The organism is Salmonella sp. NW1250 (assembly GCF_051812965.1).
In the GTDB taxonomy this organism is placed as follows: Bacteria; Pseudomonadota; Gammaproteobacteria; order Enterobacterales; family Enterobacteriaceae; genus Salmonella; species Salmonella enterica.
The window spans coordinates 432505-458562 of record NZ_JAMNDD010000003.1 but is presented as its reverse complement, the minus strand read 5'-3'; the positions used below and the strand labels follow the sequence as shown (position 1 = coordinate 458562).

Genomic DNA, 26058 nt, shown 5'->3' with positions numbered 1-26058 from the left:
TTAGCGTGCCGGCTGAGAAGTCACGGTGGACTGCTCAAAGTGATAGCGACCGGTTTTCAGGCTGCTTGGGCCAAGGCGTGCAAATTTGAACATCAGGAACAATTCTGCCACCAGGAACAGGGTATACAGGCCGCAAATCAGGAACATGGAGAACAGCAGATCGCCCACGGTCAGCGATGAGTTCGCCACGGCTGTCGGCAACACTTCGCCGATCGCCCACGGCTGACGACCATATTCGGCGACGAACCAACCTGCTTCAACCGCAATCCACGGCAGTGGAATACCGTACAGCGCCGCGCGCAACAGCCATTTTTTCTCACCGATGCGGTTACGAATCACGCTCCAGAAGGAAAGTGCGATGATCGCCAGCAGCAGGAAGCCGCACGCCACCATGATACGGAAAGCGAAGTACAGCGGCGCAACGCGAGGAATGGAATCTTTCGTCGCTTGCTGGATCTGCGCTTCGGTCGCGTCAGTCACATTAGGCGTATAGCGTTTCAGCAGCAGGCCGTAACCGAGATCTTTCTTCATGCTGTTAAACTGGTCGCGAACGGCCTGGTCGGTAGAACCGGCGCGCAGCTGCTCCAGCAGTTCATAGGCTTTCATCCCGTTACGGATACGCTCTTCATGCTGAACCATGAGATCTTTCAGACCAATAACCGGCGTGTCCACGGAACGCGTAGCGATAATGCCGAGCGCATAAGGGATCTGAATCGCCAGATGGTTTTCCTGTTTGTCCTGGTCAGGAATGCCGAACAGGGTAAAGGAGGCCGGAGCAGGTTGCGTTTCCCATTCAGCTTCAATCGCAGCGAGCTTGGTTTTCTGCACGTCGCCCATTTCGTAACCGGATTCGTCACCGAGTACGATAACGGACAGTACGGCAGCCATACCGAAGCTGGCGGCAATAGCAAAGGAGCGTTTAGCAAAGGCGAAGTCACGACCTTTCAGCATGTAGTAAGCGCTGATACCGAGGATGAACATCGCGCCGGTGACATAGCCGGACGCCACAGTGTGAACAAATTTCACCTGTGCTACCGGGTTCAGCACCAGTTCAGAGAAGCTCACCATTTCCATACGCATGGTTTCGAAATTGAAATCCGCAGCGATTGGGTTTTGCATCCAGCCGTTCGCTACCAGAATCCACAACGCGGAGAGGTTGGACCCCAGAGCCACCAGCCAGGTGACGCACATATGCTGAACTTTACTCAGACGATCCCAGCCGAAGAAGAACAGACCTACAAAGGTGGATTCGAGGAAGAAGGCCATCAAACCTTCGATGGCCAGCGGCGCACCGAAGATGTCCCCAACATAGTGGGAGTAGTACGACCAGTTTGTCCCGAACTGGAACTCCATGGTCAAACCGGTAGCCACACCCAGAGCAAAGTTGATACCAAACAACTTGCCCCAGAACTTGGTCATATCTTTATAAATCTGTTTGCCGGAAAGGACGTATACCGTTTCCATAATGGCCAGCAGGAACGCCATACCGAGCGTTAGCGGCACAAACAGGAAGTGGTACATCGCGGTCAAGGCAAACTGTAAGCGCGACAGTTCGACTATATCTAACATCATGACTCCTTGCTCATCGCATGAAGACTCCGAGAGTGAACCCCGTTAGAAAGGGTCACACGCATGCCCCAATACAAATTTATTTGCGGCCTCTCATCGTACTATCCCCTCGGGAAGGAAACAGTAATGATGAAAAGTTACAAACATGTTAATAAAAAACCCAAATTGATCCCGCAAATATATTACGCCGTAAAACCCTTACAATAAACAGGTTTTTAGTGGGTCAGATTTGCTTTTTTCGACAGCGATCAATTTATGGCTAATCTATCGCTTTTCAGGGAATTTGATCACGGACAATTTAACCAGTTTTGATGCTCTTTTCCAACATTTAAATATTGATTAAAATCAATTTTTGAAGTTAATGTTAATAATGTTTATTCATTGAATGCATGGTGAATTTTTTGTTAACTTTTTGTTTTTGCAAAGGGTAATTTCAAACTCCCTGTAAAAAGAGGCTTATTCGGTAAGGCTAAACATTTTGTGCGTTTTTTACTGCCCCGCATCCCGTAAAAAACATTCCACATTGATGTTCAATTATTGCTAAATAGCTCACAGATTTTTTCTGTAGGTTATCAACACTTATTATTTTATACATTTAGTCTATTTTTATTTTACTTATAATTAACACCGCAAAGAAACTATCTCATTGCACACGCGCCATCATCCCACCGGGATTACCCTGCCCCAACTTCCCTTTCCCGACGACTAACGGCCAGGATCATCTTGCCAGGTTATCGCCTTAATTATCGCTAATAAGCTTTCCAGATAGCCAGAAACAAACATTTTATTCGCTACTTTCTCTTTATTTCAATAACACCGTTTTTACCTCTCTATAATTATTATAGCGAAGATTCTGTTATCACCTTCACAGATTTACCCTCAATTTCTACGTCACTCATAGTGATAATTCTGTTTATTCGCAGCCATAAATACCCTTTAAACATGATTAATCACGAACGAATAGTGTCAATAAGTTCTTAATAATTTTTAAAGTTAACCTCTTTTAACCAGCAAAAGTTCATATAATTTATTAAACGATATCTTTAATACTTCAGGGAAATAATGTCGGTACTCTTATGATTAAAATAGCTGTTTTATTCTGCCATTAAACAAGCAGTCTGTGTAAGCGCGATACATCTGAGGAGACATGTAGTTCGCGCTCAGGCAAACATGCGCGGCCACAGAGTCAAGCGTCAATTTACTATAGAGGTTAGCGTCAACATAGTGTAATGCTGCGATGCGTTTTTTTCATGGCGGAAAGCGCATAATCCGTCTCCAGTGAGGTCGGCAGGTATTTCACTAAGACAGCATCTGTATTTGCTGCAAAAGAGTTAACCAGCAAACTGAGTAAATTTACTGCCGCTGCCAGACGGTTATTATCAATTATTTTTAGACTCCACCATGTTTTTTTACTGAGGCATCATTTTCCTATAGCTCAATATTTACAAAGCCAATAATTTTATATCCCGGATGCTTCACCCGTACTTTGCCACAAACAATAAAGCCATAAAAAAGGCCACCGTAAAGGTGGCCAACCATGTCGAAAACGGACATTTATCTGTTCCCGCAGGAACAGCGAGTTTTATTTTATAATTGCTTTCAGCGCTTCGCCGATATCGGCCAGGCTGCGAACGGTTTTCACGCCCGCGGCTTCCAGCGCGGCGAATTTTTCATCCGCAGTGCCTTTACCACCGGCAATGATGGCGCCAGCGTGGCCCATACGCTTGCCTTTCGGCGCGGTAACACCCGCGATATAGCCAACAACCGGCTTGGTCACGTGGTCTTTAATATAAGCCGCCGCTTCTTCTTCTGCACTACCGCCGATCTCACCGATCATCACGATCGCTTCAGTCTGCGGATCTTCCTGGAACAGTTTCAGGATATCGATAAAGTTAGAGCCCGGAATCGGGTCGCCGCCGATACCCACGCAGGTGGACTGGCCGAAACCGTAGTCGGTGGTCTGCTTAACCGCTTCGTAGGTCAGCGTGCCGGAACGGGAAACGATACCCACTTTACCCGGCTTATGAATGTGACCCGGCATGATGCCGATTTTGCATTCGCCCGGGGTGATCACACCTGGGCAGTTCGGGCCGATCATGCGTACGCCCGCTTCGTCCAGCTTCACTTTCACGGTCAGCATATCCAGCGTCGGAATACCTTCGGTGATGGTGATAATCAGTTTGATGCCTGCGTCGATCGCTTCCAGAATGGAGTCTTTGCAGAACGGCGCCGGGACGTAGATAACGGATGCGGTCGCACCGGTAGCTTCTACCGCTTCGCGCACGGTGTTGAACACCGGCAGACCCAGATGCGTGGTGCCGCCTTTGCCCGGCGTTACGCCGCCCACCATCTGCGTACCGTAAGCAATCGCCTGTTCGGAGTGGAAAGTCCCCTGGCTACCGGTGAAGCCCTGGCAGATAACCTTGGTATCTTTATTAATTAAAACGGACATTATTTCCCCTCCACTGCGGCAACAACCTGCTGAGCTGCATCCGTCAGACTTTTCGCTGCAATAATATTCAGGCCACTGTCAGCCAGTTTCTTCGCGCCGAGTTCGGCGTTGTTGCCTTCCAGACGCACCACCACCGGAACGTTCACGCCCACTTCTTCCACCGCGCCGATGATACCGTCGGCAATCAGGTCACAACGGACGATACCGCCGAAGATGTTAACCAGAACCGCTTTCACGTTGTCATCCGAGAGGATAATTTTAAACGCTTCGGTGACGCGCTCTTTGGTTGCGCCGCCGCCCACGTCAAGGAAGTTAGCCGGTTCGCCGCCATGCAGCTTAACGATGTCCATGGTGCCCATCGCCAGACCCGCGCCGTTCACCATGCAACCGATGTTGCCGTCCAGCGCGACGTAGTTCAGTTCCCACTGCGCTGCCTGCGCTTCACGCGGGTCTTCCTGAGACTGGTCACGCATTTCACGCAGATCCGGCTGGCGGAACAGCGCGTTGCCGTCAGCGCCCAGCTTGCCGTCGAGGCAAATCAGATCGCCCTGCTTAGTGATCACCAGCGGATTAATTTCGATTAGCGCCAGGTCGCGCTCAAGGAAAATGGTTGCCAGGCCCATAAAGATTTTGGTGAACTGCTGCACCAGTTTACCTTCCAGACCCAATTTGAACGCCAGTTCCCGTCCCTGATACGGCATCGGGCCGGTCAGCGGATCGAGCGCGACTTTATGGATCAGATGCGGGGTTTCCTCCGCGACTTTTTCGATCTCTACGCCGCCTTCGGTAGACGCCATAAAGACCACGCGACGAGAACTACGGTCAACTACCGCGCCGAGGTACAGTTCTTTGCCGATGTCGGTCGCCGCTTCAACCAGAATCTGGTTTACCGGTTGGCCATTAGCGTCTGTTTGATAGGTCACCAGACGTTTGCCCAGCCAGTTTTCCGCGAAGGCGCGAATCTCTTCTTTGCTTTTTACTACCTTCACACCGCCCGCTTTGCCGCGGCCGCCAGCGTGAACCTGACATTTCACTACCCACGGGCCGGCACCGATTTTAGACGCGGCTTCTTCGGCTTCACGCGGAGTAGTACAGGCATAACCCACCGGCGCCGGTAAGCCATAGCGGGCAAAAAGTTGTTTTGCCTGATATTCATGTAAGTTCATGTGTTCTGTCCATCCTTCAGGTAATCGTTATCTTTAGACCTGTAGGCCTGAAAGCTGCGCGCCATCAGGCATTACACCATCGCCGGATGGCGGCGTGAACGCCTTATCCGGCCTACAGGTAGCAGGTGATGCTCTTGCTGACTACACGTCCAACAGCAGACGGGTCGGATCTTCCAGCAACTCTTTGATGGTGACCAGGAAGCCCACGGATTCACGACCATCGATCAGGCGATGATCGTAAGAGAGCGCCAGGTACATCATCGGCAGGATTTCTACCTTGCCATCCACCGCCATCGGCCTGTCTTTAATAGCATGCATTCCCAGAATCGCGCTCTGCGGCGGGTTGATGATCGGGGTAGACATCAGCGAACCGAATACGCCGCCGTTGGTAATGGTAAAGTTACCACCGGTCAGGTCTTCTACGGTCAGCTTGCCGTCGCGGCCTTTGACAGCCAGTTCTTTAATTTTTTTCTCGATGTCAGCCATGCCCAGCGTATCCACGTCACGCAGGACCGGCGTGACCAGGCCACGCGGCGTAGACACCGCCATGCTCACATCAAAGTAGTTGTGATACACCACGTCATCGCCGTCGATAGAGGCGTTCACTTCCGGATAACGCTTCAGCGCTTCCACTACCGCTTTCACGTAGAAGGACATAAAGCCCAGGCGGATACCATGACGTTTTTCAAACACTTCGCCATACTGCTTACGCAAATCCATAATCGGCTTCATGTTGACTTCATTGAAGGTCGTCAGCATGGCGGTGGAATTTTTCGCTTCCAGCAGACGCTCGGCCACGCGCTTACGCAGGCGGGTCATTGGCACGCGTTTTTCGCCGCGCGCGCCCAGAGCGGGTTGTGCTGCAGGTTCAACAGCGGGTGCTTTAGACTCGCCTTTCGCCAGATGTTTTTCCACATCTTCACGGGTCAGACGCCCACCCACACCAGTGCCTTTAATGGCGCTGGCTTCCAGATTGTGTTCAGCCAGCAGGCGACGGATCGCCGGGCTGAGCGCATCGTTGTTTTGTTCTTCCAGCGACGCCTGCTGGCGCTGTGCCGGCGTAGACGCTTTCTCTTCAGATTTGGCGCTGGTCTCTTTACCCGCGCTGTTGCCTTCACGCAGGCGACCCAGGATCTGGCGAGAGGTGACAGTGGTCCCCTCCTCTTCCAGAACCGCATCCAGAATGCCGTCCGCTGATGCCGGTACTTCCAGTACCACTTTGTCAGTTTCGATTTCTACCAGCACTTCGTCACGAACAACCGCATCACCCGGTTTTTTATGCCAGGTGGCGACGGTCGCGTCCGCTACGGACTCAGGCAGGTCGGGAACAAGAATATCTACGCTACTCATTATTTATCCTTTATTTAATCGACGTTCAGCGCGTCATTAACCAGATCTTGTTGCTGTTTCTGGTGAACGGACATATACCCTACCGCCGGAGAGGCGGAGGCCGGGCGACCTGCGTAACGCAGAGCGGCCCCAAACGGAATCACTTCACGGAAATGATGCTGACTGCAGTACCATGCGCCCTGGTTGAGCGGCTCTTCCTGGCACCAGACAAAATCATGGACGTGAGCGTATGGTTGCAGCGCTTCCTGCACCGCTTTATGCGGGAACGGATAGAGCTGTTCGATGCGCACGATAGCGACATCTTTCTGTGAGTTTTTACGCCGTTGTTCCAGCAGGTCGTAATAAACCTTACCAGAACACATTACCACGCGTTTTACGGCTTTAGGGTCCAGCTCGTCAATTTCGCCAATGGCCGGCTGGAAGGAACCGTTCGCCAGTTCATCAAGCGTGGAAACCGCCAGCGGGTGACGCAGCAACGATTTCGGCGACATCACCACCAGCGGACGACGCATCCCGCGCAGCGCCTGACGGCGCAGCATATGGTAGACCTGCGCCGGGGTGGACGGCACGCAAACCTGCATATTCTGCTCGGCGCAAAGTTGCAGATAACGTTCCAGACGCGCGGAAGAGTGCTCCGGCCCCTGCCCTTCATAGCCGTGCGGCAACAGCATCACCAGACCGCACATCCGGCCCCATTTCTGCTCGCCGGAGGAGATGAACTGGTCAATCACTACCTGCGCGCCGTTGGCAAAATCGCCAAACTGCGCTTCCCAGATAGTCAGGGTACGTGGTTCCGCCGTGGCATAACCGTATTCAAAAGCCAGTACCGCTTCTTCAGACAGCACGGAGTCCCAGACTTTAAACTGTCCCTGACCGCTGTGAATATGCTGCAACGGCGTATACGTTGAGCCGTTCGTCTGGTTGTGGATCACCGCATGACGATGGAAGAAGGTGCCGCGACCGGAGTCTTCCCCGGACAGGCGCACCGGAATGCCTTCATCGACCAGCGTGGCGTAAGCCAGATTTTCCGCACCGCCCCAGTCAAACAATTTCTCGCCTGCCGCCATTGCCTGACGGTCGCCATAAATTTTCGCCACGCGAGACTGCATTTCAATGGCTTCCGGCACGGTGCTGATACGTTTTGCCAGCTCCTGCAGACGCTTCATTTCTACCTTGTTCGGGTATGCTTCATCCCATTCGTGGTTTAGATACGGCGACCAGGTGAACGAGTGCATATTCATCGGACGCCACTCTTTCACCACGCATTCGCCTGCATCCAGCGCATCGCGATAGAGGTTAACCATTTCGGTGGCATCTTCCAGCGTCGCGACTTTGTCCGCTTCCAGCTTGTCGGCGTAGATTTTACGCGGCGTCGGATGCTTTTTAATTTTCTGGTACATCAGCGGCTGGGTTGCGCTTGGCTCGTCGGCTTCGTTGTGGCCGTGACGGCGGTAGCACACCAGATCGATGAACACATCGCGTTTAAAGGTATTACGGAAGTCCAGCGCCAGACGGGTCACAAAAGCGACGGCTTCCGGATCGTCCGCATTGACGTGGAAAATCGGCGCCTGGACCATTTTACCGATATCGGTGCAGTAAGGCGTTGAACGCGCATCCAGTGGGTTAGAGGTGGTGAAACCCACCTGGTTGTTGATAACGATACGTACCGTACCGCCCACTTCGTAACCGCGCGCTTTCGACATGTTCAGGGTTTCCTGAACCACGCCCTGGCCGGTCACCGCGGCGTCGCCGTGAATAGTGATCGGCAACACTTTGTTGCTGCTCGGTTCGTCCAGTCTGTCCAGACGGGCGCGCACGGAGCCCATCACCACCGGGCTCACAATTTCCAGATGCGATGGGTTAAACGCCAGCGCCAGGTGAACCAGACCGCCTTCGGTTTCGATATCTGACGAGAAGCCCATGTGATACTTCACGTCGCCGGTACCCAGATGTTCTTTATGCTTACCGGCAAACTCGTCGAACAGATCCTGCGGTTTTTTACCCAGTACGTTGATCAGCACGTTCAGGCGACCGCGGTGCGCCATCCCCAGCACCACTTCGCGAGTGCCGCTGTTACCCGCATGGCGAACCATCTCTTTCAGCATGGGTATCAGCGCATCTCCCCCCTCGAGCGAGAAACGTTTCGCACCCGGGAATTTGGCGCCCAGATAACGTTCCAGCCCTTCAGCAGCGGTCAGCTCGTTCAGGAAGCGTTTTTTCTCGTCAGCGCTAAAGGCCGCACGACCGGATTCGATGCGCTGTTGGATCCAGCGTTTCTCTTCGGTGCTGGTGATGTGCATATACTCAGCGCCAATCGGGCCGCAGTAGGTCTGTTTGAGCGCGTCGAGCAGCTCGCCCAGCTTCATCGTCTCTTTGCCGCTGGCAAAGGAGCCGACATTGAAGGTTTCCTGGAAATCGGCCTCGGTCAAATCATGGAAAGAAGGGTCCAGATCCGCCACGCGTTCTTGTTTCCACAGTCCCAGCGGATCGAGGTTTGCATGCTGATGGCCACGGAAACGATAAGCGTTGATAAGCTGCAGGACTTTAACCTGCTTCACATTGGTGTCAGGGTCGGAAATCGTAGAAGAGTGACGTGAGCCAGCCAACGCCTGCCGCCGGAAATATTCACGTGTTTTTGAATGGAGTTGATCCGGTTTGACTCCGGTACCAGGTAACTGCTGGAACGTCAAACGCCAGTTAGCGTCTACCGAGTCAGGATCGGTTAAGAAGTCTTCATAGAGCTGTTCTATCCAGCTCTGATTCGAACCAGAGAGGTAAGAAGAGTCCAACCAGGCTTTCAAAGCGCTGTTCTGCATCGTGATCCCTTAAGCATCTTTTCTGCTTATTTAATACTCTAAATAGGTCACGTTTCAGGAAGGCGGCAAGCTTGCGAATCCCAGGGAGCTTACATCCAGTAAGTGACCGGGGTGAGCAAGTGCAGCCAACGCACATGCAACGTGAACTATGACGAGTATTTCGCCGTGGATACTAACCACGCATACGCCGTATGCGTGCCGGGGTTCACTTGTTGCGGACTGTCGTGTCATCTGCGTCCGCTAAGGAACCTTTAAAAACTGTCTAATAATCTTCGCTGTTCAGGCTACGACTGCGTTGCGGCCTTCGCTCACTCCGGTCACATAGTTAACTATGCTCCCGAAGATTCGTTCAGACCGCGCCTTGTCTCGCTCTGAACATCTCGATTATTACTAATCATATGGCAGTTTTTAGAGGTTTCCTGCACTTCTATTGCCTGATGGCGCTGCGCTTATCAGGCCTACGGGATTGCGCCTGTAGGCCGGATAAGACGGTACGTCGCCATCCGGCAACTACTACAACTACTTATGCGCTACGCTGCAACAGCATCGACTTAATATGGCCGATAGCGCGCGTCGGGTTCAGTCCCTTAGGACATACACTGACGCAGTTCATAATGCTGTGACAGCGGAATACGCTGAATGCATCACTCATCCCTTCCAGACGACTGTCAGTCTCGGTATCACGACTATCGATCAGGAATCGATACGCCGCGAGCAGCCCCGCCGGACCGATAAACTTATCCGGGTTCCACCAGAATGACGGGCAGGATGTTGAGCAACAGGCGCAAAGAATACATTCATACAGCCCATCGAGTTTTTCACGCTGCTCCGGCATCTGCAGATGCTCACGAGCCGGTGGATTTTGCCCATTATTCAATAAGTAAGGCTTAATCTTCTCATATTGTGCGTAGAATTGCCCCATGTCTACCACCAAATCGCGGATCACCGGCAAACCGGGCAGCGGGCGAATCACAATCTTCTTACCCGGCTGGTTCAGCGCCGAAATAGGGGTAATACAGGCCAGACCATTCTTACCGTTCATATTCAAACCATCAGAACCACACACGCCTTCGCGGCAGGAACGGCGGAAAGAAAGGCTGGGATCTTTTTCTTTAAGCTGGATTAACGCATCCAGCAGCATCATGTCGCGCCCTTCTTCGCCTTCCAGGGTGTAATCCTGCATACGCGGAGCGTTATCGACATCCGGGTTATAACGATAAATCGAAAATTCGAGTTTCATCATCCTGTCTCCGCAATTAATAAGTACGAATCTTCGGCGGGAACGCCGGACGCAGTTTCGGTTCCATATTGACGCTTCGGCGCGTCATGGATTCCGTTTGCGGCTGATACAGGGTATGACACAACCAGTTGGCATCATCACGCTCCGGGAAATCGAAGCGGCTATGCGCGCCGCGGCTTTCCGTCCGGAAGTTGGCTGATACAGCAGTGGCGTAGGCGGTTTCCATCAGGTTATCCAGCTCCAGACACTCAACACGCTGGGTATTAAACTCGCTGGACGTGTCATCCAGACGGGCGTTTTTCAGACGCTCGCGGATCACTTTCAACTGCTCAAGCCCTTTCGCCATCGCGTCGCCTTCACGGAATACGGAGAAGTTATGCTGCATACACTCCTGCAACGCTTTGCGGATAGCCACTGGATCTTCGCCATTGCGGTTATTGTTCCAGCGATTCAGGCGCTCCAGAGAACCTTCAACGTCAGACTCGCTGGCGTCGCGCAGCACGCCCTGCTCGGCGATGGATTCCTGTAAATGCAGCCCCGCCGCGCGGCCAAAGACCACCAGATCCAGCAGTGAGTTACCGCCCAGACGGTTGGCGCCGTGAACCGATACACAGGCGATTTCGCCTACCGCAAACAGCCCCGGAATCACCACATCTTCGCCCTGCTCGTTCACGGTCAGCGCCTGACCGGTCACTTTAGTCGGAATACCGCCCATCATGTAGTGGCAGGTCGGGATAACCGGAATCGGCTCTTTCACCGGATCGACGTGAGCGAAAGTGCGGGACAGCTCCAGGATACCCGGCAGGCGAGATTCCAGCACCTCTTTACCCAAGTGATCCAGTTTCAGTTTAGCGTGCGGCCCCCACGGACCGTCGCAGCCGCGGCCTTCACGGATTTCGATCATGATGGAACGCGCCACCACGTCACGACCCGCCAGGTCTTTGGCGTTCGGCGCATAACGCTCCATAAAGCGCTCGCCGTGTTTGTTCAGCAGGTAACCGCCTTCGCCGCGGCAGCCTTCTGTCACCAGCACGCCCGCCCCGGCGATACCGGTCGGGTGGAACTGCCACATTTCCATATCCTGCACCGGGACACCGGCACGCAGCGCCATACCGACACCGTCACCGGTGTTGATGTGAGCGTTGGTGGTGGACTGGTAGATACGGCCTGCGCCGCCGGTCGCCAGCACCGTCGCGCGGGCTTTGAAGTACACCACTTCACCGGTTTCGATGCACAGTGCGGTACACCCTACCACCGCGCCATCCTGGTTTTTCACCAGATCCAGCGCATACCATTCGGAGAAAATCGTGGTGTGGTTTTTCAAATTCTGTTGATACAGCGTATGTAGCAAGGCGTGACCGGTACGGTCAGCCGCTGCCGCGGTACGTGCCGCCTGCTCGCCGCCAAAGTTTTTCGACTGGCCGCCGAACGGGCGCTGATAGATACGTCCATCATCAAGACGGGAGAACGGTAGCCCCATGTGCTCCAGTTCCAGAATCGCTTCCGGTCCGGTCTTACACATATATTCGATGGCATCCTGGTCACCAATGTAGTCCGACCCCTTAACGGTGTCGTACATGTGCCATTCCCAGTTATCTTCATGGGTATTGCCGAGCGCCACGGTGATACCGCCCTGCGCGGAAACGGTATGGGAACGGGTCGGGAAGACTTTCGAGAGCAGCGCACAGGTTTGGCCGCTCTGGGAAATTTGCAGCGCCGCGCGCATACCTGCGCCACCGGCACCAATCACAACAGCATCAAATTCTCTGACTGGCAGTTTCATTACACACCCCACACCACAACAAATCCATAGATGACGTAAACCACCAGCGCAACAACAATAACGAGTTGCAGTATCAGACGCACTGCCAGTGGTTTAACGTAGTCGGTTAACACCTGCCACATGCCGATCCAGGCATGAATCAAGATGGAAAAAAGCGCCAGCAGGGTGAAGACTTTGGTGAAGGCCGATGAGAAGAAACCGGTCCAGGCTTCAAAGGTCAGTTCGCCGCTCGTGGCGAAAAAACCCACCATGTAGATGATGTATAACGTCAGAACGATAGCGGTAGCACGGACCAGGATGAAGTCATGTACGCCATTGCGTCCTAATGCGGAGGCGTTGCTTACCATACGAGGACTCCTGCGAGAAGTGAAAGCACGACAGTGATAACAAAAGAGATTTTGGCAGAGCGTTGACCCGCTTCGAATGTTTCTTCCAGATAGCCAAAATCCATTAACATGTGACGAATTCCCACGATGACGTGATACGCCAGCGCGGTAAGGATGCCCCACATGATAAATTTAACGATGAAGCCGTCCATAATGTCGGCGGCCTGCTGGAATCCTTCCGGAGAAGAGAGGCTGGTGCCCAGTAGCCACAGTAGTATGCCGACTGCGATGAAAGTAATCACACCGGATACGCGATGGAGAATGGACGCTATCGCTGTGATGGGGAACCGAATCGTTTGTAGATCCAGATTGACAGGTCTTTGTTTTTTCACATTTCTTATCATGAATAACGCCCACATGCTGTTCTTATTATTCCCTTAAGACTTCGGTTACAGAGGTGAATCTACCTGTAGCCAGAAAGACGACGGGATTTCCTTCCTCCGGTCTGCGTGCGGGTCAGACAGCGTCCTTTCTATAACTGCGCGTCATGTAAAACACTGCTTCCAGTAGCTAAAACGACACGTTACAACGCTGGGTGGCTCGGGATTGCAGGGTATTCCGGAGACCTGGCGGCAGTATAGGACGTTCACAAAATCATTACAATTAACCTACATATAGTTTGTCGGGTTTTATCCTGAACAGTGACACAGGTCACGATAACAACATTTTTTTAATTTTCAATCATCTGATTTGACAAACATTAAACAAAATTGTTACAAACGACACCAGAAAAAGCATATAATGCGTAAAAGTTATGGGGTCACTCTTTCACCTGTTAATAAGTTATGCAACAGTACAATGATATTGACCCATTCTTTCAGGACAGTTATTAGTGATAGACAGGTTACATTACTCGGATTGCTACGTTCCTGATTTGCTGCTAATTCGAAATTAATCAAGCCGTTACCTGCAAGCGCCCATTGCTCTGTACCCAGGTCATCCCCTCTTTCACAGAGCGGCGAGCCAAATAACAAACTGGTAACGGTTGATTGATGCATACACAGAATCTTCCCTGCACTAACGACGAGGAAGATGACGTGGAGAAGGCAAGTCTGAGTTCCGGCAGTCTTAAGCAATAAGGCGCTAAGGAGACCGTAAATGGCTGATACAAAGGCAAAAATCACCCTTACTGGTGACACTGCTATTGAACTGGATGTGCTAAAAGGTACACTCGGTCAAGATGTTATTGATATTCGTAGTCTCGGTTCAAAAGGAGTTTTTACTTTTGACCCTGGTTTCACCTCTACCGCATCCTGCGAATCTAAAATCACCTTCATCGACGGCGACGAAGGCATTTTGTTGCATCGCGGTTTCCCGATTGACCAGCTTGCTACCGATTCCAACTATCTGGAAGTCTGTTACATCCTGCTGTACGGCGAAAAACCGACGCAGGAAGAGTATGACGAGTTCAGAACGACAGTCACCCGCCATACGATGATCCATGAGCAAATTACTCGCCTGTTCCATGCTTTCCGTCGCGACTCACATCCGATGGCGGTAATGTGCGGGATCACTGGCGCGCTGGCGGCGTTCTACCACGACTCGCTGGATGTGAACAATCCGCGCCACCGTGAAATCGCGGCGTTCCGCCTGCTGTCCAAAATGCCGACCATGGCGGCGATGTGTTACAAATATTCCATCGGTCAGCCGTTTGTTTATCCGCGCAACGACCTTTCCTACGCCGGTAACTTCCTGAACATGATGTTCTCCACGCCGTGTGAAACCTATGAAGTGAATCCGGTACTGGAGCGCGCGATGGACCGTATTCTGATCCTGCACGCTGACCATGAGCAGAACGCCTCTACGTCAACGGTACGTACCGCAGGTTCAAGCGGCGCCAACCCGTTCGCCTGCATTGCCGCCGGGATCGCCTCCCTGTGGGGACCCGCGCACGGCGGCGCAAACGAAGCCGCGCTGAAAATGCTGGAAGAAATCAGCTCTGTTAAACACATTCCGGAATTTGTTCGTCGTGCGAAAGACAAGAATGATTCTTTCCGCCTGATGGGCTTCGGTCACCGTGTTTACAAAAACTACGATCCGCGCGCCACCGTGATGCGTGAAACCTGCCATGAAGTGCTGAAAGAGCTGGGCACCAAAGATGATCTGCTGGAAGTGGCGATGGAGCTTGAGCACATTGCGCTCAACGACCCGTACTTCATCGAGAAGAAACTGTACCCGAACGTAGACTTCTACTCCGGCATCATTCTGAAAGCGATGGGCATTCCGTCCTCCATGTTCACCGTGATCTTCGCCATGGCGCGTACCGTTGGCTGGATTGCACACTGGAATGAAATGCACACTGACGGCATGAAAATCGCCCGTCCTCGTCAGCTGTATACCGGCTACGATAAACGCGATTTTAAATCGGCGCTGAAGCGTTAATTGACAACCGGATGGCGACGCAACCCTCGCCATCCGGTACATTTTCCCTTTTTCTTATCCTCATTATTTTATTCTTATCCCGTTACTCTCTATGATTAATTAAGGTTTCGCTAAATATCATTCAGGGAGCATGGAATGCCGATTCTGCAGTGGTTTTTGTTGTTCCTGTTATCGCTGCTCATTTCCCTTATTTTTCTCTATCTGCACCTTCCGGCGGCGATGCTGCTCGGTCCAATGATTGCGGGTATCGTGTTGAGTTTGCGAGGTAGCACGCTACAACTTCCGCGCGGTATTTTTCTCGCCGCGCAGGCAATTCTCGGCTGTATGATCGCCCAAAATCTAACCGGTTCGATATTGACCACCCTCGCCCTCTACTGGCCGGTCGTGCTTTTAGTGTTGCTGGTGACACTGCTTTCCAGCGCGGTAGTCGGCTGGCTGCTGGTACGTTACAGCTCGCTGCCCGGCAACACCGGCGCATGGGGGTCTTCGCCGGGCGGCGCGGCGGCAATGGTAGCGATGGCGCAAGATTACGGGGCGGATATCCGCCTGGTGGCGTTTATGCAGTATCTGCGGGTACTGTTTGTGGCTGGCGCGGCGGTGCTGGTGACACGCCTGATACTCGGCGACAGCGCGGCAGCGGTCAGCCAACAGGTGATCTGGTTTCCGCCGCTTAGCGGTAATTTATTGACGACGCTGCTATTAGCGATCGTGGCGGGCATTGCCGGTCGCCTGTTGCGTATCCCTTCCGGCACGATGCTGCTCCCCATGTTGGCAGGCGCGCTTCTCCATTCGCAAGGCATCATTGAGATTGAATTACCCGAATGGCTGCTGGCCGTGGCGTATATGGCGATAGGCTGGCGTATTGGGCTGGGTTTTGACAGACAGGTGTTTTTTATGGCGCTGCGGCCATTGCCGCAAATCTTATTGTCAATTTTCGCGCTGATGGCGATTTGCGCCGCGATGGCGTGGGGAATGGCTTACTACATGCAGATTGATTTTATGACGGCTTATCTCGCCACCAGTCCCGGTGGTCTGGATACGGTTGCCGCGATCGCGGCAGGAAGCAGTGCCGATATGGCGCTCATCATGGCAATGCAAACCCTACGGCTGTTCAGCATTCTGTTAACTGGGCCAGCAGTGGCCCGTTTTATATCAACCTATGCGCCCAGACAACCTTTGTAGGGCTGATAAGCGTCGCGCCATCAGACAATAGCCGCTCGCCGATGGCGGTTCCGGCTATTTCTGGCAATGCGGGCACCAGTAAAACGGGCGTGAGGACAGTGTTGTCTTTTCAATAATGCCGCCACACCGCTCGCACGCTTCGCCGTCACGGTGGAAAACCTTAAAGCGAAACAGTGCGCCATGATGCTTGTTTTCATCCGCCTGACCGCGAGTCGTGTAGGACAGGCGCGGAATATCCAACAGCGCGTGAGAAAGCGCATTCAGTTGCGCCTCGTTGAGATCTTTCGCTTTATGCTGTCCGGTTAACCCTACCTGCCAGAGGATTTCAACGCGCAGATAATTCCCCAATCCCGCCAGAAAGGCCTGATCCAGCAACAGTCCGGAAAATTGTCGGTTGCGAAAACGCGGCGACAGCAATCGAGCTTTAACCTCTTCCGAAGTGAGACGCGCGTCCAGCACATCCGGACCGACTCGCTGTAAAAAGGGGTGCGTCGTGAGCTGCTCTGCTGTCAGCATTTCGATATCAGACGCGCTATAAAGCAGTATAGTTTTATCCGCCGTTTGTAGCCTGACGCGCAATATACGCGTAGTCTGCGGTATTTCACCAGTGTCGATCACCCGCCATACGCCATAGAGTTGGTTGTGGCTGTAGAGCGTCAGGCCATTTGAAAAGTGGGTCAATAACGCTTTTCCCCGCGTCTCTATCCGGGTAACAAGTTGACCGGTAAGCTGCGATTCATACGGTTTTAACTGTGCAAAGGCAAACCAGACATCGGTTAAGGGTTTGCCTTTGATTGCCGCCTCCAGATTATCCGCCGCACGACGAATTTCCGGGCCTTCAGGCATGATAATATCCTTTGTTAACAGTTGATTAATGGACTACACCGCCTCTGACTATCTGGAATGCACATCGAACGCCATAATGAACATCCACAGCCGTAATATAATAGCTTCAATCGTCGGGCTCTCAGGCAATAACGTGTATATTACGCGCATTGAACGCGGCGCGTAACCTGCGAGCGAATGCAAGCGCATACTCGCCGTCGCCATGAATGCACACCGTTTGCGCCGTGACAGTCGTCCACACGCCAGTAACGCTTTTCACTCTCCCGGCTTGTACCATATCCAGCGTTTGCGCCAGCGCCTGCTCTTCGTCGTGAATCAGCGCGCCAGGTTGCATGCGCGGCACCAGGCTACCGTCGGCCTGATAGCCGCGATCGGCAAACACCTCCTGCCGCGTCACCAGGCGATGGCGCTCACCGGCCCGGATCAGCTCACTTCCCGCCAGTCCAACCAGTATCAGTGACGGATCATAGTCGTGTACCGCTTTCGCAATCGCCTGTGCCAGATGAGGATCTTTCGCCGCCTGGTTATAGAGCATACCGTGCGGTTTGACATGGCGCATCACGCCGCCTTGCGCCTGGACAATCGCCCCCAGCGCGCCGATTTGGTACAGCGTCTGGGCGTATACCGTTTCCGGCGGCAAAACCATCGCCGTCCGCCCAAAATTATCCCGATCCGGAAAGCTGGGATGCGCGCCGATCGCCACGCCGTTTTTCAGCGCCTCGCGCACGCAGGTCAGCATGGTTTGCGCATCACCGGCGTGAAAACCACAGGCGATATTGGCGGAGGAGACCAGCGTTAATAATTCGTTGTCGCTGGCGCAACCTTCGCCCAAATCCGCATTTAAATCAATGTTCATGCTGAAGTCGCCAGGTAAGCTGTTCCAGATAGCGCTGACGCTCGCGGCGCGCGTTGAGCGCCTCTTCCAGCGAACATTGCACAAAATGGATCGGTTGCCCTAGCGGGATCTGCGCCAGATGGTACATATCTGCCTCGATGATGCAGGCAATGCGCGGATAGCCGCCAGTTGTCTGGGCATCATTCATTAGCACAATAGGTTGACCGTTGTAAGGCACCTGTACGACACCGGGCAGCAAACCGTGCGACAGCAGTTCGCGATCCGTTGTCCGCGTTAACGATTGCCCCTGCAAACGATAGCCCATGCGATTACTTTGCGGACTGAGCTGCCACGGCGAACGCCAGAACGCTTCTTGCGATGCGCGATCGAACTCACGGTATTCCGGCCCCGGCAGCGCACGAATGCGATTCCCCCACAGTAACTGCTTCACGCCCTGCGGCCCGCTAAACTGTCGCGATGGTTTACCCGTCGCCAGCCGATCGCCATCTTTTAGCAGCCGTCCTTCCAGCCCACCGATGCCGGACTTCAGATCGGTACTACACGATCCCATCACCTCCGGCACAGCAATACCGCCCGCTACCGCCAGATAGCTACGCATCCCGTGAAGCGGTCGATGCAACGTGAGGCGCTGACCCGCTTTTACCGGCAATCGCCAGCCGGTCCAGACCGGTTGATCATCCAACTGCGCTTCGCAGCCCGCGCCGGTAAGAGCGAACCAGGTCTCATTTTCAAATTCGACAACCAGTTGACCGAGAGTGATTTCCAGCGCCGGGGCATTCGCATCGTTCCCGACTAGGAGATTAGCGGTCTGAAAGGCGGGTTTATCCAGCGCACCGCAGTGACTCAGCCCCGACTGACGAAAGCCGTGACGCCCGCTATCCTGCACGGAGGTGTAAATCCCCGCGCGAATAATATTCAGCATATTCCCTCCTTTTGCGGCACAAAGCGTACGCTATCGCCAGGGCGTAGCAGAACCGGGGGCTCCCGCATCGGATCGAATAACTTCAACGGCGTGAGGCCGATCAGCTGCCAGCCGCCCGGCGTGGATAATGGATAAATACCCGTCTGCGCGCCGCCGATGCCGACAGAACCGGCCGGAACCTGCAGGCGCGGCTCCGCACGTCTGGGCATATGGAGCGGTTCTGGTAAATTCCCAAGATAGGGAAAGCCAGGCTGAAAGCCTAAAAACCAGACGACATACTCAACGGAGGCATGTAGCTCCACGACCTGCTTTTCACTCAAACCGCTGTGCCGTGCCACCGCCGCCAGATCCGGCCCGCCTGCGCCGCCATAGATCACCGGGATCTCAACCGAACGCGAGTCCGGCTCCAGCGCCTCGCTCTCTTCCCACCAGCGCTGCAGACGCTCAATCGCATCCAGCGCCAGGGTTTGCGGTTCCCGCAAGATCACGGTGATATTGTTCATCCCGGGAATGGCTTCCACCACGTTCGGCATATCGACCAGACGCTGCGTCAGACGCCAGATGCGTTTCTGGCTCGCCAGCGTAATCGGCGGTTCAAGTTCCAGGACGACCGCTGTTTCGCCTAACAGATAACAACGCGCTCGCTGCACTTTATTACCTCTCAGTTATGCCGGGTTAGGGATATCAATAAACGTCACATCCAACGCCGTGTTTTCGTTCAACCATTCGCTCAGGGCGCGAATACCGCCGCGTTCAGTGGCATGGTGCCCGGCGGCATAAAAATGCAGCCCCTGTTCGCGCGCGGAATGAATGGTCTGTTCGGAAACCTCGCCGGTAATAAAAGCATCCACGCCGAAGCGGGCGGCGCTATCAATAAAACTTTGCCCGCCGCCGGTACACCAGGCGACACGCTGCACATTCTCTGGCCCGGTATCGCCGCACCATAGCGGTTTACGCCCCAGACGCGCTTCAATCCATGAGGCCAGTTCCAGCCCTGGCACCGGCATTGAGAGCTCTCCCCACGGCACCAGCGGCTCAATTTCTCCTTTCACGGTAATGCCCAATAGCGCCGCCAACTGCGCATTGTTGCCCAGCTCAGGATGCGCATCCAGCGGCAGATGCCAACCGTAAAGGTTAATATCATTTGCCAGTAACGTTTTTAAGCGACGGCGTTTCATGCCACGAATAACCGGAGACTCGCCTTTCCAGAAGTAACCATGATGAACAATGACCGCATCGGCCTGCAAACGCACCGCCTCATCGAGCAGCGCCTGACTTGCGGTCACGCCGGTAACGATTTTCTGTACCGTCTCTTTTCCTTCGACCTGTAAACCATTCGGCGCATAATCGCTTATTGCCGCACTGTTCAGCTTGTCGTTAATCAGTTGTTCCAGCTCGGTGTTTTTCATCATCGCTCCCTTTACCCCACGTTCTACTTTCCCGTTACGGGTTCAGTCTCCGTTAACATAGCCTCCCGTTAGCCGTTCGTCGATAAACATTTGTTTGACACATCAAGAAACAATCACCCCCGGGTTTGGCGCAAATTACTTAGCAAAACACGATCGGTTTCATGTATATTTATGCAATCAGAACGCATATTGCAGAAAAAATCAGTTCTGTATCATGTTGGTAACTTTAAGGAAACACGGCGATACGGCAGGCTTAATAAGCCCACAAAGAAAGGCATTCTCTGAGAATGCCGCGTTCTTGCCGCAGCGTCTCTATCCCGGAAATACGATGAATAAACAAGCATCTCAACCCCGCGCTATTTACTACGTTGTCGCCCTGCAAATTTGGGAGTACTTCAGCTTTTATGGTATGCGCGCCCTACTGATACTTTATCTCACCAATCAGCTAAAATACGACGATAACCACGCCTATGAGTTATTCAGCGCTTATTGTTCGCTGGTCTACGTAACGCCGATTCTTGGCGGCTATCTGGCGGATAAGGTGCTTGGCAACCGAATGGCAGTCATGCTGGGCGCATTTTTAATGGCTATAGGTCATTTAGTGCTGGGCGCCAGTGAGATCGCGCCGACATTCCTTTATCTGTCGCTGGCGATCATTGTCTGCGGCTACGGCCTGTTTAAATCGAATATTAGCTGCCTGCTGGGCGAACTGTACCAGCCGGAAGATCCGCGCCGCGACGGCGGGTTCTCGCTGCTTTACGCAGCGGGTAATATTGGTTCGATCGTGGCGCCTATCGCCTGCGGCTATGTGCAAGAGGAGTACAGTTGGGCGATGGGCTTTGCACTCGCTGCCATTGGTATGCTTGCGGGGTTAGTGATCTTCCTGTGTGGAAATCGTCATTTCACCCACACTACCGGCGTGAATAAAGCCGTGTTGTGCGCCAGAAACTACCTGCTGCCGAACTGGGGCTGGCTGTTAATTTTGCTGGTAGCGGCGCCGTTGCTGATTACCGTTCTGTTCTGGAAAGAATGGTCAGTCTATGCCTTAATCGTGGCGACCGCGATCGGCCTGGTCGTGCTGGCAAAAATTTATCGTCAGGCGCAAACGGCCAAACAACGCAAAGAACTGGGGTTGATTGTCACCCTGACCCTGTTCAGTATGCTGTTCTGGGCGTTTGCCCAGCAGGGCGGTAGCTCTATCAGCCTGTATATCGACCGCTTTGTGAACCGCGATATTCTGGGCTATTCCGTTCCTACCGCCATGTTCCAGTCGGTGAACGCCTTTGCCGTGATGCTGTGTGGGGTCGTCCTGGCCTGGCTGGTTAAAGAGAGCGTAAGCGGTAATCGCACCGTGCGTATCTGGGGCAAATTCGCGCTGGGTCTCGGTCTGATGAGCGCCGGATTCTGTATTCTGACCCTGAGCGCACGCTGGTCCGCCGCTTACGGACACTCTTCAATGCCGCTAATGGTGCTGGGACTGGCGGTGATGGGCTTTGCCGAGCTGTTTATCGACCCGGTCGCCATGTCGCAAATTACGCGCATTGACATCCCCGGCGTCACCGGCGTATTAACCGGAATTTATATGCTGCTGTCCGGCGCGATAGCTAACTATCTGGCAGGCGTCATCGCTGACCAGACCTCGCAAAGCGCCTTCGACGCCAGCGGCGCGGTTAATTACGCCATCAACGCCTATGTGGATGTTTTTGAACAGATCACCTGGGGCGCGTTAGCCTGCGTAGGGATTGTCCTGCTGATTTGGCTGTATCAGTCCTTCAAATTCAAAAGCCGCGCGCTGGCCGTCGAATCCTGATAGCAGAATGCCCGGTAGTTTGCGCTACCGGGCCTGTATCACGCCCCTTTTCTCGCCGCCTCATAGGCGGAAAGCGTCGCGATTCTCGCCTGTTTGTGCTCCACAATAGGCCGAGGATAATCAAGCATGACTCCCGCTTTTTCCGCCCACCGCCACGGCTCGTGAATCGCTTTTCCAGGGATATCGCGTAATGCCGGTAGCCACTGGCGGATAAATTCGCCGTCGCGATCGAACCTCTCTCCCTGAGTCGTGGGATTAAAAATACGAAAATAAGGCGCGGCATCAGTACCGGTTGAGGCGGCCCACTGCCAGCCGCCATTGTTGGCGGCAAGATCGCCGTCAATAAGCTGCGACATGAAATAGCGCTCCCCCAACCGCCAGTCAATCAGCAGATCTTTTACCAGAAAGCTAGCGGTAATCATGCGTAAACGGTTATGCATCCAGCCCGTCGCGTTAAGCTGGCGCATCGCCGCATCGACAATGGGATAACCGGTTTCGCCTTTCTGCCATGCCTGAAAATAGTGCGGGTTCTCCTGCCACGCGACGCGTTTTGTCCAGCGGATAAACGGCTGGTGTTTGCATAATGCCGGATACCAGGTCATTAAATGGCGGTAAAATTCCCGCCAGATGAGTTCATTCAACCAGACGCTTCCCGGCCCGCCGTCCAGCGCCTGCGGCTGCTCCGCCAGTAATCGGTGCAGGCACTGTCGCGGCGACAGGCCACCCGTCGCCAGGCTGGCGGAAAGCCGACTGGTGCCGTCGACCGCAGGGAAATCCCGCCGTGACTCATACTCGTCTGCGCCCTGCGCGCAAAACTGACGTAGCTGCGCGATGACCGCGTTTTCTTCCACCGGGAAAAGCGCGGCGTCAAACGCCTGTTGCGGGTAGTTAAGCGAGACTGGCGTTAAGGGTGTAGAAAGCGCGCCGCTCACCCGGATCTTCGGGGCCGGAACGCATGGCGGGATATCCTCTTTTAGCCGTTTCAACCAGGCGTTTTTAAACGGTGTAAAAACTTTATACATTTCATGATTGCCGGTCATCACCGCGCCGGGCGCCAGAATCACGCTATCGTCAAAGCCTTCGCAGATGACAGAGGGCAGCGTTTTTTCCACCGCCGCATCACGCTGACGCTCGTTAAACTCATACTGATAGTTATAAAACAGATGGCTGATGTCATGCTGCCGACAAACGTTTTTAACCGTCTCAATACTGGCGTTAAAATCCGCCACTTCATGAAACAGCAGCGGAATCCCTTTCTCTACAAGGGCCGTCTGTAGCGCATTGAGCTGCGCGCTGATGAATGCCGCCTGCCGCGGCGCCATATCATGGGCCTGCCACTGCGCGGGGGTGGAAATATAAAGCGCCAGCACCCGCGCGGATGCATCGCGGCAGGCGGCGGCCAGCGCAAGGTTATCCTGTAAACGCAGATCGCGCCTGAACCAGACTAAATGGGTGGGCATACAACTCCTGAAAGATGAAACGTCACGGCGAATAGCGTTAAACAGTGTAGACCCTGGCGCATAAAAAAACCGCCAGCGTGGCGGCTGACGGTTTTTCAGGCTGGTCGCGATTAATAAAAGTCGCAGGTGGCTTTTTCAGCCTGCGCCATCCATACCGGTTTATCACTGGTTTTCGACCAGACACGGTGCAGATAACTATAAAAACGCGCGCGGTCTTTCCAGAAGAGCATCACTGGCAGCGCCAGCACGCCTGCGATCACCGCGAAAGCACGACGGGCAAAAATGACATGCGCCGGATAGTCTTTATAGTGTTCCATACGTTTCCCCCCTTTATACCGACGCTACCCGCCCCGGTATAGATTGAATCGGTGAATAGCACCGAAAAATTGAACCTCGTTACCTGATTAAAATAGTACCGCTTTCGGTGTAATTTTACTACTCATCCGACCACTTATTTTCACGCTTTTCCAGCAGATTTACATTCAAAGCGTAAATTAGTTACAAAAAGGTTAAATTAATACTAATCATTAGTTAAATAATGGTCTTTGCCATTTTTATACTTTTTTTACACTCCGCCCGCCAATTTTTGCGAAATCTTTGCAGCCAAAAAATTACCTTTCTCAGGAGTAAAACAATGCCACTGGAGGTGCTCTGTGAGTGCAGGCGTGACAACCGGCATCGTGCTGGTTTTCTTACTTTTAGGTTATCTGGTCTATGCCCTGATTAATGCGGAGGCGTTCTGATGGCCGCGCAAGGATTTTTACTGATCGCCAGTTTTTTACTGATTTTATTGGTACTGGCGAAACCATTGGGTTCGGGCCTGGCAAGGCTCATCGCCGCCGTTCCGTTGCCGGGCGTGGCTGGCGTTGAGCGTATCCTCTGGCGGACTCTTGGCATTACCGACCACGAAATGAACTGGCGTCAGTATTTACTGGCGCTACTGACGCTCAATCTGCTGGGACTGGGCATCCTGTTTTGCCTGCTATTCTGGCAGGAGTGGCTGCCCTTAAATCCGCAGCGGCTACCGGGGCTGTCCTGGGATCTGGCGCTGAATACCGCCGTCAGCTTTGTCACCAATACCAACTGGCAAGCCTACAGCGGCGAAAGCACGCTGAGCTACTTTAGCCAGATGGCCGGGCTGACGGTGCAAAATTTCCTGTCGGCGGCGACCGGGATTGCGGTGGTTTTTGCGCTTATCCGCGCCTTTACGCGCCAGAATGTGCACACGCTGGGTAATGCCTGGCAGGATCTGGTACGCATTACGCTATGGATATTATTTCCTGTCGCGTTAATTATCGCGCTGTTTTTTATCCAACAAGGCGTACCGCAAAACCTGTCGGCTTATCAGCCCATCACCACCCTTGAAGGCGCTAAACAACTCTTGCCGATGGGGCCGGTTGCTTCGCAGGAGGCGATCAAAATGCTGGGCACCAACGGCGGCGGTTTCTTTAACGCCAACTCTTCGCATCCGTTCGAAAACCCTACCGCGCTCACTAATCTGGCGCAGATGCTGGCGATATTTTTGATTCCAGCCGCGCTCTGTTTCGCCTTTGGCGAAGCGGCGAGCGATCGCCGTCAGGGACGCGCGCTACTGTGGGCAATGTCATTCATTTTTGTGGTCTGCGTAGCGGTAGTGATGTGGGCGGAAGTTCAGGGAAATCCACATCTGTTGGCGGCGGGCGCGGACAGTAGCGTCAACATGGAGGGTAAAGAAACACGCTTTGGCGTGCTGGCCAGCAGCCTGTTTGCCGTCGTCACGACCGCGGCGTCCTGCGGGGCGGTAAATGCCATGCACGACTCGTTTACCGCCCTGGGCGGTATGGTGCCGATGTGGCTGATGCAAATTGGCGAAGTGGTCTTTGGTGGCGTCGGTTCAGGGCTGTACGGCATGTTGCTGTTTGTCCTGCTGGCGGTGTTTATCGCGGGGCTGATGATCGGTCGCACGCCGGAGTATCTGGGGAAAAAAATCGACGTGCGCGAAATGAAAATGACCGCGCTGGCGATTCTGGTCACGCCGATGCTGGTCTTGTTGGGTTCGGCGCTGGCGATGATGACGGATGCCGGACGCAGCGCAATGCTGAACCCTGGCCCGCACGGTTTTAGCGAAGTGCTATATGCCGTCTCCTCTGCCGCCAACAACAACGGTAGCGCCTTTGCGGGTCTGAGCGCTAACTCGCCTTTCTGGAACTGTTTGCTGGCGTTCTGCATGTTCGTCGGACGTTTCGGCGTGATTATTCCTGTCATGGCCATCGCCGGATCGCTGGTCAGTAAAAAAGTACAGCCGGCCAGTCAGGGAACGCTGGCGACCCACGGCGCGCTATTTATTGGACTGCTCATCGGCACGGTACTGCTGGTCGGCGCGCTGACGTTTATTCCTGCCCTGGCGCTTGGCCCGGTAGCGGAACATTTCTCTTTACCTTGAGCGATGC

The 26058-nt window shown here is 53.6% G+C and carries 22 protein-coding genes; 6 read left to right on the top strand and 16 right to left on the bottom strand.

Features of this window, described 5'->3' with window-relative positions; all coding sequences use genetic code 11:
- The 9 genes from cydA to sdhC all read right to left on the bottom strand — a co-directional run bounded on the left by cydA (position 1) and on the right by sdhC (position 13121).
- Positions 1–1569: a cytochrome ubiquinol oxidase subunit I gene (gene cydA / locus NBA72_RS07755; RefSeq protein WP_000884369.1), complete on the bottom strand. Its 1569-nt coding sequence runs from the start codon at positions 1567–1569 to the stop codon at positions 1–3.
- Positions 1570–3151: 1582 nt separating this feature from the next.
- Positions 3152–4021, bottom strand: coding sequence for a succinate--CoA ligase subunit alpha (gene sucD / locus NBA72_RS07750; protein ID WP_000114631.1), 870 nt, complete (start codon positions 4019–4021; stop codon positions 3152–3154).
- Entirely contained in the window at positions 4021–5187 is a 1167-nt protein-coding gene (sucC, locus tag NBA72_RS07745; protein WP_001048590.1) for an ADP-forming succinate--CoA ligase subunit beta, read from the bottom strand. Before sucC ends, sucD begins: the two co-directional genes overlap by 1 nt.
- Before the next feature lie 141 nt (positions 5188–5328).
- Complete coding sequence (gene odhB, locus NBA72_RS07740; protein ID WP_000099858.1) at positions 5329–6537, bottom strand: 2-oxoglutarate dehydrogenase complex dihydrolipoyllysine-residue succinyltransferase; 1209 nt, start codon at positions 6535–6537, stop codon at positions 5329–5331.
- Between the two features lie 14 nt (positions 6538–6551).
- On the bottom strand, positions 6552–9353 hold the full coding sequence (sucA, locus tag NBA72_RS07735; RefSeq protein WP_001181502.1) for a 2-oxoglutarate dehydrogenase E1 component: 2802 nt from the start codon (positions 9351–9353) through the stop codon (positions 6552–6554).
- A gap of 523 nt (positions 9354–9876) precedes the next feature.
- Positions 9877–10593, bottom strand: a complete 717-nt coding sequence (sdhB, locus tag NBA72_RS07730; RefSeq protein ID WP_001727709.1) for a succinate dehydrogenase iron-sulfur subunit SdhB — start codon at positions 10591–10593, stop codon at positions 9877–9879.
- A gap of 16 nt (positions 10594–10609) precedes the next feature.
- The gene (sdhA, locus tag NBA72_RS07725; RefSeq protein WP_000775561.1) at positions 10610–12376 is read right to left on the bottom strand and encodes a succinate dehydrogenase flavoprotein subunit; all 1767 of its coding nucleotides are present in this window, start codon (positions 12374–12376) and stop codon (positions 10610–10612) included.
- Entirely contained in the window at positions 12376–12723 is a 348-nt protein-coding gene (sdhD, locus tag NBA72_RS07720; RefSeq protein WP_000254356.1) for a succinate dehydrogenase membrane anchor subunit, read from the bottom strand. Before sdhD ends, sdhA begins: the two co-directional genes overlap by 1 nt.
- Positions 12717–13121, bottom strand: coding sequence for a succinate dehydrogenase cytochrome b556 subunit (gene sdhC, locus NBA72_RS07715; RefSeq protein ID WP_000263340.1), 405 nt, complete (start codon positions 13119–13121; stop codon positions 12717–12719). The genes sdhD and sdhC overlap by 7 nt, the downstream gene beginning before the upstream one ends.
- A 382-nt stretch (positions 13122–13503) precedes the next feature.
- On the opposite strand from sdhC, the gene NBA72_RS07710 reads away from it, so the two are divergent.
- From NBA72_RS07710 to NBA72_RS07700, 3 genes are all read left to right on the top strand, one after another.
- Positions 13504–13635 (top strand): hypothetical protein, encoded by a 132-nt coding sequence (locus tag NBA72_RS07710; protein ID WP_418142699.1) that lies wholly within the window; start codon positions 13504–13506, stop codon positions 13633–13635.
- 225 nt (positions 13636–13860) lie between these two features.
- Positions 13861–15144 carry a citrate synthase gene (locus tag NBA72_RS07705; RefSeq protein ID WP_000785811.1) on the top strand — a complete coding sequence of 428 codons (1284 nt, stop codon included), beginning with the start codon at positions 13861–13863 and terminating at the stop codon, positions 15142–15144.
- Between the two features lie 135 nt (positions 15145–15279).
- On the top strand, positions 15280–16326 hold the full coding sequence (locus NBA72_RS07700; protein WP_042947997.1) for an AbrB family transcriptional regulator: 1047 nt from the start codon (positions 15280–15282) through the stop codon (positions 16324–16326).
- 54 nt (positions 16327–16380) lie between these two features.
- On the opposite strand, the gene nei is transcribed toward NBA72_RS07700, so the two are convergent.
- The 5 genes from nei to ybgI all read right to left on the bottom strand — a co-directional run bounded on the left by nei (position 16381) and on the right by ybgI (position 20359).
- Positions 16381–17172 carry an endonuclease VIII gene (gene nei / locus NBA72_RS07695; protein WP_042947999.1) on the bottom strand — a complete coding sequence of 264 codons (792 nt, stop codon included), beginning with the start codon at positions 17170–17172 and terminating at the stop codon, positions 16381–16383.
- Positions 17173–17293: 121 nt separating this feature from the next.
- Positions 17294–18028, bottom strand: coding sequence for a 5-oxoprolinase subunit PxpA (gene pxpA / locus NBA72_RS07690; RefSeq protein WP_023218325.1), 735 nt, complete (start codon positions 18026–18028; stop codon positions 17294–17296).
- Positions 18018–18950 (bottom strand): 5-oxoprolinase subunit PxpC, encoded by a 933-nt coding sequence (gene pxpC, locus NBA72_RS07685; protein WP_000932044.1) that lies wholly within the window; start codon positions 18948–18950, stop codon positions 18018–18020. The genes pxpA and pxpC overlap by 11 nt, the downstream gene beginning before the upstream one ends.
- Positions 18944–19600, bottom strand: coding sequence for a 5-oxoprolinase subunit PxpB (pxpB, locus tag NBA72_RS07680; RefSeq protein ID WP_001188371.1), 657 nt, complete (start codon positions 19598–19600; stop codon positions 18944–18946). The genes pxpC and pxpB overlap by 7 nt, the downstream gene beginning before the upstream one ends.
- Positions 19601–19615: 15 nt before the next feature.
- Complete coding sequence (ybgI, locus tag NBA72_RS07675; RefSeq protein WP_000798844.1) at positions 19616–20359, bottom strand: radiation resistance protein YbgI; 744 nt, start codon at positions 20357–20359, stop codon at positions 19616–19618.
- 328 nt (positions 20360–20687) lie between these two features.
- Here ybgI and NBA72_RS07670 point away from each other — a divergent pair, with 328 nt between their 5' ends.
- On the top strand, positions 20688–22169 hold the full coding sequence (locus tag NBA72_RS07670) for an MFS transporter (protein WP_017441680.1): 1482 nt from the start codon (positions 20688–20690) through the stop codon (positions 22167–22169).
- Positions 22170–22207: 38 nt separating this feature from the next.
- Here NBA72_RS07670 and phrB read toward each other — a convergent pair whose 3' ends face one another.
- Both phrB and NBA72_RS07660 read right to left on the bottom strand, forming a co-directional pair.
- On the bottom strand, positions 22208–23629 hold the full coding sequence (phrB, locus tag NBA72_RS07665; RefSeq protein ID WP_042948003.1) for a deoxyribodipyrimidine photo-lyase: 1422 nt from the start codon (positions 23627–23629) through the stop codon (positions 22208–22210).
- A gap of 110 nt (positions 23630–23739) precedes the next feature.
- The gene (locus NBA72_RS07660) at positions 23740–23946 is read right to left on the bottom strand and encodes a YbfA family protein (protein ID WP_000401433.1); all 207 of its coding nucleotides are present in this window, start codon (positions 23944–23946) and stop codon (positions 23740–23742) included.
- Between the two features lie 336 nt (positions 23947–24282).
- Between NBA72_RS07660 and kdpF the strand changes: the two genes are divergently transcribed.
- Positions 24283–24372: a K(+)-transporting ATPase subunit F gene (gene kdpF / locus NBA72_RS07655; protein ID WP_042948005.1), complete on the top strand. Its 90-nt coding sequence runs from the start codon at positions 24283–24285 to the stop codon at positions 24370–24372.
- Positions 24372–26051, top strand: a complete 1680-nt coding sequence (gene kdpA, locus NBA72_RS07650) for a potassium-transporting ATPase subunit KdpA (RefSeq protein WP_042948007.1) — start codon at positions 24372–24374, stop codon at positions 26049–26051. The genes kdpF and kdpA overlap by 1 nt, the downstream gene beginning before the upstream one ends.
- Positions 26052–26058 lie beyond the last annotated feature (7 nt).